At 53.2% G+C, this 16,422-nt stretch carries 12 protein-coding genes and 1 pseudogene; 6 read left to right on the top strand and 7 right to left on the bottom strand.

What is annotated here, in order from left to right; all coding sequences use genetic code 11:
* Window positions 1–49: 49 nt before the first annotated feature.
* The 3 genes from GPJ68_RS21650 to GPJ68_RS21640 are packed head-to-tail and all read right to left on the bottom strand — an operon-like array spanning window position 50 to window position 3,574.
* Window positions 50–1,117, bottom strand: a complete 1,068-nt coding sequence (locus GPJ68_RS21650; protein ID WP_104651985.1) for an ABC transporter ATP-binding protein — start codon at window positions 1,115–1,117, stop codon at window positions 50–52.
* Window positions 1,114–2,502 (bottom strand): phosphomannomutase/phosphoglucomutase, encoded by a 1,389-nt coding sequence (locus tag GPJ68_RS21645; RefSeq protein WP_049040408.1) that lies wholly within the window; start codon window positions 2,500–2,502, stop codon window positions 1,114–1,116. The genes GPJ68_RS21650 and GPJ68_RS21645 overlap by 4 nt, the downstream gene beginning before the upstream one ends.
* 25 nt (window positions 2,503–2,527) lie before the next feature.
* Window positions 2,528–3,574 (bottom strand): LacI family DNA-binding transcriptional regulator, encoded by a 1,047-nt coding sequence (locus GPJ68_RS21640; protein WP_049040407.1) that lies wholly within the window; start codon window positions 3,572–3,574, stop codon window positions 2,528–2,530.
* Between the two features lie 211 nt (window positions 3,575–3,785).
* On the opposite strand from GPJ68_RS21640, the gene GPJ68_RS21635 reads away from it, so the two are divergent.
* From GPJ68_RS21635 to GPJ68_RS21615, 5 genes are read left to right on the top strand one after another with little or no spacing between them, the layout of a single operon-like run.
* The gene (locus tag GPJ68_RS21635) at window positions 3,786–5,072 is read left to right on the top strand and encodes an ABC transporter substrate-binding protein (RefSeq protein ID WP_047358956.1); all 1,287 of its coding nucleotides are present in this window, start codon (window positions 3,786–3,788) and stop codon (window positions 5,070–5,072) included.
* Window positions 5,073–5,081: 9 nt separating this feature from the next.
* A complete protein-coding gene (locus GPJ68_RS21630) occupies window positions 5,082–5,948 on the top strand; it encodes a carbohydrate ABC transporter permease (protein ID WP_016154602.1) in 867 nt (288 codons plus the stop codon).
* Window positions 5,949–6,776 (top strand): carbohydrate ABC transporter permease, encoded by an 828-nt coding sequence (locus GPJ68_RS21625; protein ID WP_016154601.1) that lies wholly within the window; start codon window positions 5,949–5,951, stop codon window positions 6,774–6,776.
* An 11-nt stretch (window positions 6,777–6,787) separates the two neighbouring features.
* Window positions 6,788–8,371 carry an alpha-glucosidase gene (locus GPJ68_RS21620; protein ID WP_172860704.1) on the top strand — a complete coding sequence of 528 codons (1,584 nt, stop codon included), beginning with the start codon at window positions 6,788–6,790 and terminating at the stop codon, window positions 8,369–8,371.
* Window positions 8,355–9,413, top strand: coding sequence for a glycoside hydrolase family 130 protein (locus tag GPJ68_RS21615; RefSeq protein WP_180836992.1), 1,059 nt, complete (start codon window positions 8,355–8,357; stop codon window positions 9,411–9,413). Before GPJ68_RS21620 ends, GPJ68_RS21615 begins: the two co-directional genes overlap by 17 nt.
* Before the next feature lie 212 nt (window positions 9,414–9,625).
* On the opposite strand, the pseudogene GPJ68_RS21610 reads toward GPJ68_RS21615, so the two are convergent.
* From GPJ68_RS21610 to ebgR, 4 genes and pseudogenes are all read right to left on the bottom strand, one after another.
* Window positions 9,626–11,059 (bottom strand): annotated as a pseudogene (locus tag GPJ68_RS21610) (amino acid permease).
* A 65-nt stretch (window positions 11,060–11,124) separates the two neighbouring features.
* Window positions 11,125–11,574: a beta-galactosidase subunit beta gene (locus GPJ68_RS21605; protein ID WP_047358669.1), complete on the bottom strand. Its 450-nt coding sequence runs from the start codon at window positions 11,572–11,574 to the stop codon at window positions 11,125–11,127.
* On the bottom strand, window positions 11,571–14,663 hold the full coding sequence (gene ebgA, locus GPJ68_RS21600; protein WP_104651988.1) for a beta-galactosidase subunit alpha: 3,093 nt from the start codon (window positions 14,661–14,663) through the stop codon (window positions 11,571–11,573). Before ebgA ends, GPJ68_RS21605 begins: the two co-directional genes overlap by 4 nt.
* 206 nt (window positions 14,664–14,869) lie before the next feature.
* A complete protein-coding gene (gene ebgR / locus GPJ68_RS21595; RefSeq protein ID WP_016157523.1) occupies window positions 14,870–15,853 on the bottom strand; it encodes a transcriptional regulator EbgR in 984 nt (327 codons plus the stop codon).
* Window positions 15,854–16,062: 209 nt separating this feature from the next.
* On the opposite strand from ebgR, the gene GPJ68_RS21590 reads away from it, so the two are divergent.
* Complete coding sequence (locus GPJ68_RS21590) at window positions 16,063–16,395, top strand: tRNA-binding protein (protein WP_016157522.1); 333 nt, start codon at window positions 16,063–16,065, stop codon at window positions 16,393–16,395.
* Window positions 16,396–16,422: the final 27 nt, after the last annotated feature.

Genomic DNA, 16,422 nt, shown 5'->3' with positions numbered 1-16,422 from the left:
ATTGTGATGGGATTCAAAAAATGCCCCTGCGGACGCAAGGGCAAGTGAGTCAGAACGCCAGTCGTTTACCCAGACCGTCAAAGAGGTGCAGGTGCGACTCTTGTACGGTGAGCGTAAGCGGTGTATCCGGCATGAAGCTAAGCTGTTGAAAAGACTTCAGGCACACGGGGTGGCCGGCTAAATCCAACCACACCAGCGTGGAGTCGCCCTGTAATTCACACAGCCGGGTACGACCTTGCAATGTGAAATCCCCGGTCTGCTGGTACTGCATATGCTCCGGGCGGATGGCGACAAACAGTTTGTCCCCGTCGCTAACGCCTGCGGGCTGACGGGTGAGGCGGAAGACGAGGTTATCGGCGATATGCAGTGCGCCTTCACGCCATACCGCTGGCAGAACATTGATTTTCGGCGTGCCGATAAACTCAGCGACGAACAGGTTTGCCGGGGTGTTATACAGCTCCAGCGGCGTGCCCACCTGCTCAATTTTTCCCTTGTAAAGCACCACGATGCGATCGGCCAGCGTCATCGCCTCCACCTGATCGTGCGTTACATAGATCATGGTGTTTTTCAGGGTGTTATGCAGCTGCTGGATCTCCTGGCGCATCCCGACCCGCAACGCGGCATCCAGGTTAGACAGCGGTTCATCAAACAGAAACAGTTCCGGTTGCTGGACAATAGAACGCCCGATCGCCACACGTTGGCGCTGCCCGCCGGACAGATTCTGCGGCAGCCTGTCCAGCATCTCTTCCAGCTTCAGCATGCTGGCGGCGTGAGCGACCCGCTTATCAATCTCGGCGGCGGGCGTGTTGATATTACGTAAACCGAATGACAGATTTTCCCTGACGGTCATATGCGGGTAGAGGGCGTAGGACTGAAACACCATCGACAGGTTGCGTTTGCCCGCCGCAAGCCTGGTGACCTCTTTTCCCCCCATCAACAGTTTACCGCCGTCGGGGATTTCCAGTCCGGCGATGATCCGCAGCAGCGTGGATTTCCCGCATCCGGAAGGGCCAACCAGCACAATGAACTCCCCGGAGGCGATCTCCAGCGACAGATTTTCAATGATGGTGTTCTTGCCCCATGCTTTATGAATATTGCTCAGGCTTAGCGCGGTCATAACCTCTCCTTGTCAGAATCCCAGGCTGCAATCAGCGTTAAAATTTCATCGGTTTTGCGCGCCAGCAGTGCCGTATCCGCGCGGGTTTCCACGTTCAGGCGCAGCAGCGGCTCGGTGTTGGAGGCGCGTAAGTTGAAGCGCCAGTCAACGAAGTCGATGCTCAACCCATCGCAATCGTCACGCAGGCCGCCGGCTTGCAGATAGTGAGCGGCGATGGATTGCATGACCGATTGCGGATCGGCCACCGTCAGATTGATTTCGCCGGAAACCGGAAAGCGCACCTGGGCGTGTTTGATATACGCCGACAGCGGACGGCTGTCGCTGCCGATAATTTGCAGCAGCAATACCAGTGGGATCATCCCGCTGTCGCAATAGCCAAAATCGCGGAAGTAGTGGTGGCCGCTCATTTCTCCACCGTAGACCGCGTCCTCTTCGCGCATCCGCGCTTTGATAAAGGCGTGCCCGGTTTTGCTGATGACCGGGATTCCGCCGCAGCGAGTTACAACGTCCAGCGTATTCCACGTCAGGCGCGGGTCGAGAATGATGTGACTGCCTGCGGAGCGTTGCAGGAAGTGCTCGGCAAACAGGCCAACCAGGTAGTAGCTCTCAATAAAGCGGCCACACTCATCAAAGAAGAAGCAGCGATCGAAATCGCCGTCCCAGGCGATGCCGAAATCAGCCTGATTCTCGATAACCGCCTGCTGGGTGATGAGGCGGTTTTCCGTCAGCATCGGATTCGGCACGCCCGCCGGGAAATGACCGTCCGGCTGATGGTGCAGGCGGATAAACTCAATCTGAACGCCCGCACGGGCCAGTCCGTCGGCGATCGCGTCAAGCGCAGGCCCGACGGTGCCATGTCCGGCGTTGGTCACAATACGTAGCGGGCGAGTCGGCGGATGCTGAAGGAAGCGCAGCAGGCAGGCAATCCAGGCGGGGCGATTATCATAAGGGATGAGGCTGCCACGATGGACGATCGGAGCAAAGTCATTGCGCTCCGCCAGCGCTTTTATCTCCAGCAGGCCGTTGTCGTTACTGATCGGACGCGCCTCTTCGCGCACCAGTTTCATACCATTGTACTGCGCCGGGTTATGGCTGGCGGTAATCTGAATGCCGCCGTCGGCACGCAGTTCCCGGGTGGCGAAATAGATCTCTTCGGTGCCTGACAGACCAATGTCGATAACATCCACGCCGCTGGAAATCAGCCCGTCGGTCACGGCGGATTTTAACGATTCCGAGCTAAGGCGAATGTCGGCGCCGATCACTACCCGGCGCGGATGGCGCCAGGCGGCGTAAGCGCGACCGATGCGAAAGGCGATATCCGGCGTCAGGTTGACGCCAACCTCACCGCGAATGTCGTAGGCTTTAAAACAGGTTAGTTCATCCATAATCTACTCTTCTGTAATTAATGAGTCAGGCTGACTCCCGAATGATGAGCTGGTAAGGCAATTCATAGTGGGTCACCGGTCCTCTGGTGAGCAGCAATTTGACGGCCATTTCCCCTTTCTTTTCCGCATCTTGCGCGATGGTGGTCAGGCGTATTCCCGCCACCTCAACGGCGAGATTATCGAAACCGGTAACGGCAACCCGCTGCGGAACCGCCAGCTGCTGCCGTTGGCAGTAGTGGATCGCGCCGACGGCGAAGCGATCGGAAAGGCAGATAAGCGCAGTGATCTCCGGATGGGTTTCCAGTAACGCTTTGGCCGCCTGTTCGCCGTGTTCTTCATCGTGTCGGGTTTGATACAGCCAGCACGTATCAAGGGCGAAGCCGCGCCGCTGGAAAACCTCCCGGCAGGCATTCACGCGGGAGAGCATCAGCAGGTTGTCGCCGGTGACGGGGGCGGTCAGATCGCACATTCCCTGTGCCGAGGGCTGTGACGGAAAGGCGATGATGCCGAAATGTCGATGACCTTTATCGGCCAGATAACGGGCAATATCGCGCATGGCGCAGGCGTTATCGATGGAGACGCTGCTGTGGTCGGGAAACTGAAAATCGAGCGTGACCACCGGACGCCCATGAGCCAGCGCGTGCTGGATCATGGCCGCATTGTTATGCGTGGCGTTGAGAATATAGCCATCAACCAGGGTGTTGAGCGGCGTCTGTTGCCGCTTACGCAAAGGGATCAAGACCAGATTGACGTTTTGTTCTTCACACTGGACGGCGATCCCCCGCATCAGCGCAATGTCGTGGGGATCGATAAACACGTAACTCATAGAGTCGTTGAATATCACGCCGATGGTGTCAGATTTACCGGTACGCAGCGCGCGCGCCAGCTTGTCCGGTCCCTGAAAGCCAAGCTCGCTGGCATATTGCAAAATTCGCTGGCGCAGCTCCGGAGATAATTTTTCCGGATTATTCCATGCGTTCGACACCGTGGTATGGGAAATACCCATAATCTTGGCCAATGATTTTATCGTAATACGTTTCTTATCTTTATTATCATTAACGTTTATTTTCATGTTTGATATATTTGCTGGGTTTATATATTGGCGTGAATTATTTATTTCTATCGTCCATTGCGTTGAACGTTGATGCAAAGTTTAACGTTAAACAAAAATCGTTTTGTGATTTGTTTAACGTTAAACATAAAAAGGGGGTGTTAATTTACGCTCCATTCAATAGCTGGGTAGCGGTAAATCAATACTTATTGAAAGTAAATGGAGAATTATCGTGAGAATTGTAATATTAGCTAAATTAACAGCCTGTGTACTATTCGCGTTTTGTATTTCTGGCTGCGGTCCGGATGATAAAAAATCCGCAGAGACAGCAAAAACGCCAATTAAAATGTGGGTGGCACCAAACGAAAATGAAGAAGCCTTCTGGAATACTATGGTTAAAGAATGGAATAAAGACCCGGCGCATACCCCGGTCGAATTTACGCCCATTCCTGCCGCCAGCAGTTCTGAAGAGGCAATAATGAACGCGCTGGCTTCCGGCACGGAACCCGATATTTCCAGTAATATCTTTATCGGTTTTGCCAGCCAGTTGGTGGAAATTGGTCAGCTTGAAGACCTGTCTAAAATGAGTGGTTTTAATGAACTCGTTAATAACCGACAGATGGGCAAAATTATTCCTGCCTGGCAATTAAACGGCGAGCAACACGTTCTGCCAATCTATATTAATCCTATCGTCTGGTGGTGGCGGGGCGATTTACTCAAGCAGTATGGTTTTGATCATGTTCCGACTCGTTATGATGAGCTTTATCAGCTGGCAGAGCGCCGGGCGGCGGATAATAACGGCTATGTTATTCAGATGACCGCCGGGAAAAACTGGTGGGAACGCTGGTTCGATTTTATTCCGCTTTATTATGCGCAAAACGGTGGTAAACCTTACCTCGCGGGTCATCAGGCGACGTTTGCCGATCCTGCCGGACAGGCGGTACTGACCTTTATGGGGAAAGTCTTTAACAGCAAGTGGAGCAGCTACGACTTCACCGCCGCCGACGATCCGTTAGCGACCGGACAGGTGCTGGCATCCGCGCGCGGTCCGTGGGATATCGCTCGCTATCACAAGCAGTATCCGGAGATCCTCAAAACGCTGCAAATTGGGCCGATGCTCACCGAGAAAGGCGACGCGCACCCGTATACGTTCGGCGACAGCAAAGGGGTGGTGATCTTCAGTTCCAGCAAGCGCAAAGCGCAGGCGTGGGCGTTTATTCAGTGGGTCTTTAACAACGCCGAGCACGACCGGAGCTGGCTGGAGCTGACCGGTATGCCGCCAGCACGCAGTGATTTAATGAGTAATCCGCTGTTTGTGAATTACTTTGAGAAAAACCCGCTGGAGAAGGCGATCGCTTCTTACGTGGACGTCGCGCTGCCGCCAGCGGCCACTACGCAAACCACGGAGATTCAGCGCAGCATGACGCAGATGCTGGAGCAGGTCATTTTCAACCACGCCGATCCGGCAGCCACCCTCGATAAATCCGCGCAGGAAATTAACACGTTGCTGGCGAAATAAGGGGAAAAAATGGCTGGATATGAATCCCGCACCGGAGGCCTGTTGGCCTCCACGTGGATCGGTTATTCGTTGCTGTTCTGGTTTTATCCGCTGTGCTGGCTGGTCGTGCTCAGCGTGACGAACTGGCAATTTATTGGCACGCCGACGTTTAGCGGATTACAGAATATCATTGGCGTGTTTCATGACGCGTTATTCTGGCAGTCGATGTGGAACGTGTGCCGTTTTTTAATGTGGTATATCCCGATTGTCTTTCTTGCCTCGCTGCTGTTTGCCGCGGGATTACGAAAAATTAAGTACGGGAAAAGTTTTATTGCCCTGAGCTTTTTACTGGCGAATATCTCTTCGGGGGTGGCCTATTCCATCGTCTTTGCAAAACTGTTCAGCGAATACGGGCCGGTCAATCAATTTTTACAGGCCAGTTTCGGCATCTCTGTGCCCTGGTTTACCAACCCTGACTGCGCCATGTTATCCATTGCGTTAATTGTTACCTGGAAATTCGTCGGTTATTACGGGCTGATTCTCTATTCCGGGATGGTGGCGATCCCCGCGGATATTTACAGCGCGGCGCAGTTGGATAAAACCGGGAAGTTTAAGCAAAGTTGGGCGATTACCCTGCCGATGATGAACGCGCAAATCGTGATGGTGATGGTGCTGGCGATTACCGTGGCGTTCAGCATCTTTACCGAGCCGTATCTTATCACCGGCGGCGGTCCGCTCAATAGCACCACCAGTCCGATGGTGGTGATGTATGAAGTGGCGTTCCAGAAAATGAAGCCAACCTGGGCGGCGACCATGTCGATTATCGTTGCGGCATGCAGTTTCCTCGCCATCTGGGTCTTCCGCAAAGTATTCGAAAAACATATCGAGATTGTGTGAATGAAGAAACTGACTCCCTTAACGCTGCTCATTCACGCCGTGATGTTTTTGCTGGCGCTCACCTGGCTGTATCCTTTTATCTGGATGGTGATCTCCTCGTTGAAACCGACGGCGCAAATCTACACGACCGGGCTTTTTTCCGGTCATCTGACGCTGGAGAATTACGCTTTTCTGTTCGATAACAGCAACCGGGCGGACAAACCTTTTTTGCGCACCCTGGTTAACTCGCTGTTCGTGTCGCTCACCATTACCGTCTGCGTCACGCTGACCTCAATGCTGGTGGGATATGCCGTCGCGAAAACCGAGTTTCGCGGCAAAAATGCGTTTCGCAACCTGTTAATTGTGCAGATGGTTTTCCCGGTCTTTATGTTCATCATTCCACAGTTTGTCCTGATGCGTGAACTGGGGCTGATCAACAGCTACGGGGCGATGATCCTGCCGTATGCGATGAGCGCCTGGGGCATTTTTATGGTTTCGCAGAGCTTTAAAGGCACGCCGAATGATTACCTGTATGCCGCAAGGCTCGATCACGCCAGCCTGTGGGGGATCTTGCGGCATGTGATGATGCCGCTGAATAAATCCATTCTGGCGATTGTCGCACTGTTCACCTTTTCCAGCTCATGGGACAACTTCCTCTGGCCGCTGATCGTGATGCGCGAAGTGGACAAAATGCCGTTTTCGGTGCTGCTCGCCACCTTCAGCAAATCCTACGGCATCTACCTGGGACCGGTGCTGGCGGGGTCGGTGGTGCAGATGCTGCCAATCGTTGTCCTGTTTATTCTGTTCAGAAAATACTTCCTCGAAGGCATGTCGTTATCACTGAAATAAGGAACGTGACGGTGAAAAAACAACCGTGGTGGCAGGCGTGTACCTGCTATCAAATTTATCTGCCTTCGTTTTGCGACGGCAATAACGACGGGCTGGGCGATTTTCCGGGCCTGATTTCCCGGCTGGATTATTTGCAGGCGCTGGGCATCGGTGCGGTGTGGATCACGCCGTTTTATCCCTCTCCGCTGGTGGATAACGGCTACGATATCAGCGATTACTGCGCCGTTGACGCCCGTTTTGGCACTCTCGACGATTTTCGCCGGGTGGTTGACGGCTGCCACGCCAGAGGCATTCGGGTGATTATCGATCTGGTGGTCAATCACGTCTCCTCAGAACATCCCTGGTTTTGCGATGCGTGGAATCATCCGGACAGCCGCTATCGTGATTATTTCCTTTTTCGCCGCCAGCCGAATAACTGGCGTTCTTTCTTTTCCGGCAGCGCGTGGACCGCGGAGCCTGACATCGGCGAGTTTTATTACCATAAATTCGCGCCCGGCCAGGTGGATCTCAACTGGGCCAACCCCGCGGTGGAACAGGAAATTTACCGGGTAGTGGATTTCTGGGTTACGCAGGGGGTGGACGGTTTTCGCTTTGACGTCATCAACTTTCTTACTACCGATGGCATTGGGCCTGATAACCCGGAAGAGAACGGCGAGCAGCGCCATGAATTTGACATCAATCAGCCGCGACTCCCGGAGACGCTGCAACGGCTGTGTGCCCATGTTCGGGCGCAGGGTGACTATTTCCTGATTGGCGAAATCGGCAGCGAAGACCCTGACGTGCTCAGCCGCTATCAAAGCCCTCAGCTGATGGACGTGGTGTTTAATTTCAATATCGGCAGCCAGAAAACCTTTGATGTTTCCCGTCTTTTCAGCCAGTTAAAAACCACGCTGGCTGCGCAGTCGGGTTTACCGACGCTGTTTTTCTCCAGCCATGATATGTCGCGGATGATCAGCCGCTTTGGCGAAAACGAGCGCGATACCGGGCGGGCGCTGGCGGTGCTGGCGCTTCAGTTAACGGTGAGCGGCGTGCCGTTTATCTTCCAGGGAGAAGAGCTGGGGGTGACCGACTACCGTCCGCACACGGCAGAGCAGCTTTTTGATATTCAGGGAAAAACCCATTACCGCACCGCCCTTGCCGCAGGCAGCAGCCCACAGCAGGCACTGGCGCTGGCTATTGAACATTCGCGGGATGGTTCGCGCGCGCCGCTGCCCTGGCGCGACGCCCCCTTTGGCGGATTTTCCTCCGTCGCACCGTGGATGCCCGTCGGCGGCGATATCGCCCTGATTAACGCGGAGCGCCAGCAGCAGGATGAGACATCGTTCTGGCATCAGTACCGACTGCTTATCGCCCTGCGCCGCCGCGTTGCGGCGCTGCATCAGGGACAGCAGGACTCGCTCGACCTCACTGACGAATGCGTCTGGTTTACCCGTTCGACGGCGGCGGAGCAGGTCTGGGTCGCCATCAACTTTGGTGCGCCCGTTCGCAATCCGTGGCAGGAGATTGAGGCTGAAGTGCTGTACGGGGAGGACGCGCAATGGATTGGCAAGAATCAATGTTTGATCAAAAGGAGAGTACATGGACAGGCACAGTAAAAACCCGTTGATTACCCCGGCGGACGTGACGCCTTCACTGCCCGGCAGGAAGGTCGATTGTGTTTTCAATGCTGGCGTAACGGAGTGTGACGGGGAGATCGTTTTGCTGCTGCGGGTGGCGGAAAGCGTGATCAATTCCGACCCGCAGCAGCGTGTCGTACCGCTGTTGGAAAAAACCGATGCGGGCTGGGTACAGGCCACCGCGAGTTTCGATCGTCGCGATGAACGCTATGATTTCAGCGATCCGCGGGTGATCGTGCTGAAAAGCGATCCGGCGCGGGTGTGGCTGACCTCTATGTCGCATCTGCGTCTGGCGCGCAGTCGCGACGGGGTGAACTTCCGGATTGACAGCCAGCCGTTTATCATCGCCGATACGCAATATGAAGAGTTCGGCTGCGAAGATGCGCGGATCACCCGCATCGATGATACCGCGTACATCAACTACTCGGCGGTGTCGTCGCTGGGGATCTCTACCGCGTTAGCGGTGACCAAAGATTTTGTCACGGTGGAGAAAAAAGGGTTGATCCTCTGCCCGGACAACCGTGACGTCTGCTTTTTCCCGGAAAAGATCGCCGGTAAATATCACGCCCTGACCCGTCCGGCCCCGTGCCACTTCGGTCATCCGGAAATCTGGATCTGCGAGTCGCCGGATATGTTGCACTGGGGCAACCATCGCCACCTGCTGGGACGGTCCGGCGATGCCTGGGACTGCCGTAAATCAGGCGGCGGCGCGCCGGTATTAAAAACCGATCGCGGCTGGCTGGAGATCTACCACGGTGTGGATGTCGATCAGCGCTACTGCCTTGGCGCGCTGCTGCTGGATCTCAACGAGCCGACCCGCATTCTGGCGAAATCACCGGTACCGTTGCTGGAGCCAGATGCGCCCTACGAGCGCGAAGGCTTCTTCGGCAACGTGGTGTTCACCTGTGGGGCGCTGATCCGCGATGAGACGCTGCACGTCTGGTACGGCGCCGCCGATGAGTGTGTGGCGCTGGCGACAATGCCGCTGGACAAACTGTGGCGGCATCTGGGGGTTGAATAAATGCCGCAGAGCGTCCTGGGTTGCTAAACCTCCTTCTGGCAAGGGGTATCGATTCACACGTTGCGGCCGCTGGTGGACGAATCTTTGCTGCAAATAATGAAAATACATAACAGAAGAGCAGGGCAATAAATGCCCTGCAAGTCTGTATATTTAATTTCACATTGTATTTCATGTGCGCAAGAAAACAGACAGCTCTAATCGTTATTAATATTTTAATTAATATCTGACGCGGGAGCCGCCTCAATAGCTTTTTCTTCTTTGGTTAGCCCTTTGATGTATTTACTGTATTTCCACCAGGCAAAACCGAGGAAAATAACAATCCCACCGACGTTATAGAATATAATGGTCATGATGTTACCGCCGGTCGGGAAGGTCGAGGCAATAAACCCGATGGTGAAAAGGACAATCAGCATCGATACCACAATAATGCCGGTTTTTTGCGAACCCATACGGAAGTCGCGCGGTAAGTGGTCCAGTTTTGCGCGCAGATTCAGGTAAGCCAGCATAATAAACAGCGGCGGCAGCATCGATGCGGCGGCGGTCATGTTGATGATAGTGTTCATTAAATCCTGCACGGTATTGGAGCCGAGCGTTGGGATAATCATCAGCGGGATAACAATCAGGAACTGAATCCAGGCTGCGCGGGCCGGAACGCCGTTTTCATTCAGTTCGACGGTTTTTTTACCGAAAATACCCGCCGGAATTTCAGAGAAGAAAATTTTCACCGGCGTTGCGGTCCACATCAGCAGAGAGCCGAACATCGCGGTAAAGGAGACCAGGCCGACAAAGCGGTTAACGATCAGTTCCGGCAGGCCAAAGTATGCCGCCAGGCCGTGGAATACCTGTACCGAACCACCGGTAAATTTCAGCTCTTTGCTGCTCACGAAGACGTTGATCAGTACCGAGGAGATGGAATAGAGCACGCCAATAAAAATCCCGGCAATGATAATAACCTTCACGAACGATTTGGACCCGCCCTTGACGTCGTTGACGTACACTGCCACCGACTCCGCACCGCCTGCCGCCATAAAGATCCAGGTGGTGATACCGAGGAAGGCCCAGTTAAAATTCGGGATCATTGCGTCTACGGTGATAGGGTCAGCAGGCTGTACGCCGCCAACCAGCGCAGTACCCGCCAGCAGGATGTAGGACAGGGTCAGCAGCAGCATCAATGTGGAGGTGACCGAAGTAATTGGTCCTAACATTTTTGCGCCGTTGGTCGAAACCCAGGTGGAGAAGGCAAACAGCACCATACTTAACACAGTGGTTGCGAACGGCGTCAGAATGTATTCGTAGCCTAAAAAAGCATATGAGGCGTAGGCGATAACACGGGGTAACAGCGAGGTAAAAAAGAACAGGTTAACGAACCAATAGGTATAGGCGGTAATAAATGCCCAACGTCCGCCCAGCGAACTTTTCACCCATGCCTAGACACCGGCTTCGGAGTTTTTATTCAGCGAAACAAATTCAGCGATGATTAAGCAGAACGGAATAAAGTAGAAGATCGTCGCGAGGAAAAACATCGGTGCGGATGCTAGACCCAGCTCAATATTATTGTTGATAACGTTATTAAAACTATAAACCGCGGCAAAGGTGAGTGAAAGTAAGCCGAACTTGCCGATGGTATTACGTTTGGTATCAGACATAGCACATCTCCGATTCCTGATTATTATAGGGTACTGGCGGCGCAACGTCGGCGCCGCCTGTGTTTTTATTTATTATGAAAATAACCATCTTCGATGGTGACTTTGAGTACGACTTTTTTCACTGCGTTATTACAAATAAAACGATAGGCTTCATGGTTGTCACAAATAACCATTTGTCCTTCGCGCACTTCTACGGTTTTTCCACAGCCTTTCAGATATTCGCGATCGGTTTCATCGCGATAATATTCAACCACCTGGAGATCCTCTTTGGCGGCATACTCTATTTTTTGCTGTCCTTGCAGGTAGTAATGGATCTCAAAATAACGACGATAACCGGTAAACAGTGCATCGGTCGCGGAGTCTGTCTCCACGCGATAGCTCAGGGAATCACCGATAGAGTGGGCGACGCCTGGTTGAATATTATCAATATTTTCAATCGCTTCGACGCAGCGCTGCCACTTCTTCCCGGATGCGTAAATTTGTTGGAACTGCGCTAAGTTGTCGATGATCCTCATTTTGTATTCTCACTGTGCAAATTCGTGGAAAAGAACCCGGTACCAAAGACGCGGCTGGCGGCGGTTTGAGCGCTAGATTCGCTACCGGAAACCGGCAACAACGTGAAGCCGTAGCTGAACGAACGGAACCAGACGCGCCAGGAATCAAGCACCTCGCTTCCCCAGGAGTTGGAGCCTAAGCCCAGCACCTGGTGGTCCAGATTCAGGGTGATGTCATCGCTGCGCTGCAGCGCATTACAGTGCTGTGCGGCAAAGATATTTTCTGGCGTATAGCGCCAGGCGCTCAGGTTGACAGGGCGCTGCGGAATCACCAGCAGACCGTTGCCGTGGCGGTTGGTTAGCGTTGCCCAGCGCACGTCCTGACGATTGCCGTTGTTTTGCGGGAACGGATAGTTTTCGAACATCTCATCCACGCTGCTGCGCCAGATATCGATGATGTTGGCCTGCTGGCTATCGGCATAGTTTTCACCGGGACCACGTCCGTAATACGCCACCTGCCCCAAATCGCCGTTGATGCCCATCGTGAAGCCGATGCACGGAATAATGTCCCGGTACTCGCCGTAAGGCTGGCCGGAAAGCTCCACGTTCAACTGACCGTCTGCGGCAATCCGCCAGCGGTAGGTACAGCGCATACCGAAATCAAATACCGGCGGGGCGATAATCGTCTGGCTGGTTATCAACAGCGCGTCATCGGTTTGCTCAATGGCAAAATCGCGCAGATGTTCCTGCATAATCTGTAAATGATTTGGTTGCCAAAGGCCTTCGAACTCTTGTTTGTGGTTATCAATGGTTGGTTTGAAGAAATTAATCTTCGGCTCGCGGGTAATCAGCTCCTCACCGTTAACGGTCCAGCTAATGGGCTTACCGTTCAGTTTTGAGAAGGTCAGATGGAAGTTATAACCGCGTATGGTGCAGCTCTGGCGGCTGTCTTCCAGCGTCAGAGGAATAGCGTTTTTCAGGCTAAACGGTACGGCAGCCGCCGTTCTGGCCTTCAGCGGGAACTGATAAGTCGCGATGTGGTGCCCGGATTCGCTGTATAACGTGCGGGAATCTTTCGTCACGATGACGTTGAGGAACGCTTCGCGCGCATCCAGCTCCGGCAGTGTGCATTGCACGAGGGTATCGCTGTCAGGAGGGACGTCGCGCAGTTTTATCTGCTGAGCAGAAAGCGTATCTCCCTCGGCGCGAACCTCAATATGCAAGGTGTAGTCGTCAAGCGTGGTAAACCACAGTTTGTTTTCTACCCGTAGCTCGCCGCGAGCCAGATCCTGTGCGCGTACTTTTACTGGCGCAATCACCTGCTTGTATTCCTGCAGACCCGGCCCCGGGGTTTGATCGGAATAAATCAGGCCATCAAGGCAGAAGTTGTAGTTGTTCGGATAGTCGCCGTAGTCGCCGCCATATTTGTACCAGACGTTGCCGTCGTCATCTTTGGCCTGAATCCCGTGATCGCACCACTCCCAGACATAGTGTCCCTGAATGCAGTCATGCTGATAAAAGACGTTCTGATATTCCGTAAGCCCGCCGGGACCGTTGCCCATGGCGTGAGCATATTCGCAGATGATGCGCGGCTTAGGATGTGGATATTCGCCAAACTCATTCATTAGCGGCACACGGGTGTACATGGTGGAGATGATATCCACCACTTCGGCGTCACGATCTTCTTCGTAATGGATCAGACGCGTGTCATCCAGCGCTTTCGCGGCGTGATACATGGCGCGGATGTTACAGCCGTATCCGGATTCGTTGCCGAGCGACCAGATGACGATCGACGGGTGGTTTTTTTGTGCATGGATGTGGCGCACGATGCGCTCAACGTAGACGTTTTCCCACAGCGGATCGTCGGTTATCCGGCTGATATCGCCGATATTGGCGAAGCCGTGAGATTCAACGTCGGTTTCGGCCATCACGAACAGACCGTAGATATCGCACAATTCATAGAAGCGCGGATCGTTCGGGTAATGGGCGGTACGCACGGAATTGATGTTGTGCTGCTTCATTAACAGCAGATCTTTTTCAACGCGATCCATGCCAACCGCACGGCCTTTTAGATGATCGTTGTCGTGGCGGTTAACGCCATGCAGCATCACGTAGCGGTTATTGATGTAAAACAGACCGTCGCGAACTTTGATATCGCGGAATCCGACCCGCTGTGGCACGACCTCAAGGAGATTGCCGTTGGCATCTTTCAGCGTCATCACCAGATGATAAAGATACGGCGATTCCGCTGACCACTGCTGCGGCGCGCTAACCTTGAAATTAAAAGCGGTGCGGGTGTGTTGATCCACTGCCAGATTGTTAATCACACCGCTATGCAGCGCCTGCTCACCGTCAAACAAGGTGTATTCGAGCGACGCCATCGCTGGCGTGGCAGCCAGGTTTTCCAGCGCAATGTCGCAGGTGAGGGTGGCGTCGCGATAGTCATCATCGAACTCGGTGCGAACGGTAAAATCCTGAATATGGGTCGCCTGTTTGCCTACCAGATAGACGTCGCGGAAAATTCCCGCCGACCACCACATGTCCTGGTCTTCAACGTAAGTGGAATCAGCCCATTGCATTACGCGAACGCACAGCAGGTTGTCACCGGTCTTTACCACCGCGCTGATATCAAATTCAGCCGTCAGGCGGCTGCCTTTGCTGAAACCAACGTACTGACCATTCACGTAAACTTCGAAGTAGGTTTCTACGCCATCAAATTTAATCAGCGTTTGTTTGCCCTGCCAGCCTTCGCTGAGGGAGAAAATGCGCTGGTAGGCTCCGGTGGGGTTATTGGTCGGAACGTAGGGGACATCAATCGGGAAAGGAAAACCTTCGTCGGTATACTGCAGTTTGCCGTGTCCTTCCATCTGCCACATGCCTGGGACGGTGATGCTGCCCCAGTCATTCATAAACTGCGACGTAAAGATTTCCGGCACCTGCAGCGGATGCTCAAAGAACTGAAAATTCCACTGACCGCTTAGCAACTGAAAGAGGCTGCTGGTTTCACGGGCAAACGAGCGAGCCTGCGCAACGGAGTCATAAGAGAAAAAATATGCGCGTGGCGCCAGTCGATTTTCGTGGGTGAGCTGAATGTTTTCCCAGCGATTCATAAGGCCTCCCGGTGGAGAAAAATCGGAACCATTCATTTTAATGGTGAGTAAGTGTAATTGATGGTGATTTTAGTAAAAGTTTTACTAAAATATAGCGAGTAAGGTGATTTACTTTAACTGGATCACGAAAATAATGGGGCGCAGAAAATAATGCATGACAATGCGCGCCCGGCATCAGAAGAAACCGGGCGTGTTTACTGGGGATTTTAGCGGGTGGTGCCGCGCAGTTTCAGCTTGCTGGGAACAAAAACCAGCAGAGGAAGCGCACGCCCATCGCGGGCTTTCTCAAACAGCAGGTTGACGCCCTGACTGCCCATCATTTCTGAATGGATGCGAACGGTGGAAAGCGGAGGAAAGGTGAAGCGCGCTGTCGGGATATCATTAACGCTAATCAGCGAAATGTCCTGCGGAATGTTCAGGCCACGCTCGTGAATGGCGCGCAGAACGCCAATAGCAATCGAGTCTGAAGCCACAAACAGGGCACCGGGATAGTCGGCTTTCGCCAGCATTTTTTTTGCCAGTTCATACCCTGATGAACTGGAGAAACCGCCGCGATAGATGTCCTGTTCAGAAACGACCTGCTGCAGACGACCGTATTCGACAAACGCGGCTTCACGGATATCTGCCTTGCCGGGTTCGTCTTCACCGCCGATGAAGCCAATGCGAGTGACGCCCTGGGCGATGAAGTAGTCGATACTCTCTTTACTGATGCGGGCCAAATCGATATCGACGGCGTCATATTCGCTGCCGGGTTCATGGAAATCGATAAAGCAGATGTTGTCGGTAAGCGCTGCTGCTGCATTACGCAAAGCCGAAGAAGGCTTGCCGACAATAAGAATGCCGGTAATGTTTTTGCTCTCCGGTAGCCCACTGTGCTCATAGCAGTTGGTCAGTTCGATCCCCAGCTTCTCACACTGGGTTTCTATTCCGTGACGGATCGCGAGATAGTAAGGATCGTTGATTTCCAAATCCTGCTGGTAGCTGTAGAGCGCCAGAATATGCTGGGGGCCGAGCGCGCTGGTCTGGTTTTTACGAGCACTGCTGGTTTTGTACTCCAGTTTTTCCGCGATCTCCAGAATGCGATGCTTGGTCTCTTCTTTTACATTCAGCGTGGGGTCATCGTTTAAAACCCGGGACACTGTCGCCAGGGACACGCCAGCTTCGATTGCGATGTCTTTAAGTGTTGCCATGTTTGCCTTTTCCCTGAGTTACCTGCGCATTGTAAATGAAGTGCTTATCTATTCATCTGTTTTCAGTAAAAAAAGTACGTTTAATTGACATGCCTGGGGTAAAACTGGGCTTTCAGAGTGTGATGACTACGTCATTTTCCCGCTTTTGAGAACCATGCCAAGAAAATATTTTGCTAGTATTTAGTAAAATTTTACCAAAGGAGAACACAATGGATACCGTCGCATTTGCTGATTTTGCCCGAATGGAAATACGTGTTGGAAAAATCGCACAGGTAAAGCGCCATGACAATGCTGATAAGCTGTATATCGTGCAGGTGGATGTGGGAGAGCGTACGCTGCAAACCGTGACCAGCCTGGTGCCTTATTACAGCGAAGAGGAATTGATGGGGAAAACGGTGGTGGTGCTGTGTAATCTGCAAAAGGCCAAAATGCGCGGGGAAACGTCAGAATGCATGTTGCTGTGCGCTGAGACGGACGATGGCAGCGAAAGCGTGCTGCTGACGCCAGAACGCCTTATGCCTGCGGGTGTGCGGATTGTTTAAGTTGTGCTAATTGCCGGATGGCCGCTA

It is taken from the genome of Citrobacter sp. 172116965 (assembly GCF_013458095.1).
GTDB classification, from domain to species: Bacteria; Pseudomonadota; Gammaproteobacteria; order Enterobacterales; family Enterobacteriaceae; genus Citrobacter; species Citrobacter braakii.
The sequence above is the reverse complement of the archived record's forward strand: the minus strand, read 5'-3'. Positions and strand labels throughout refer to the sequence as shown.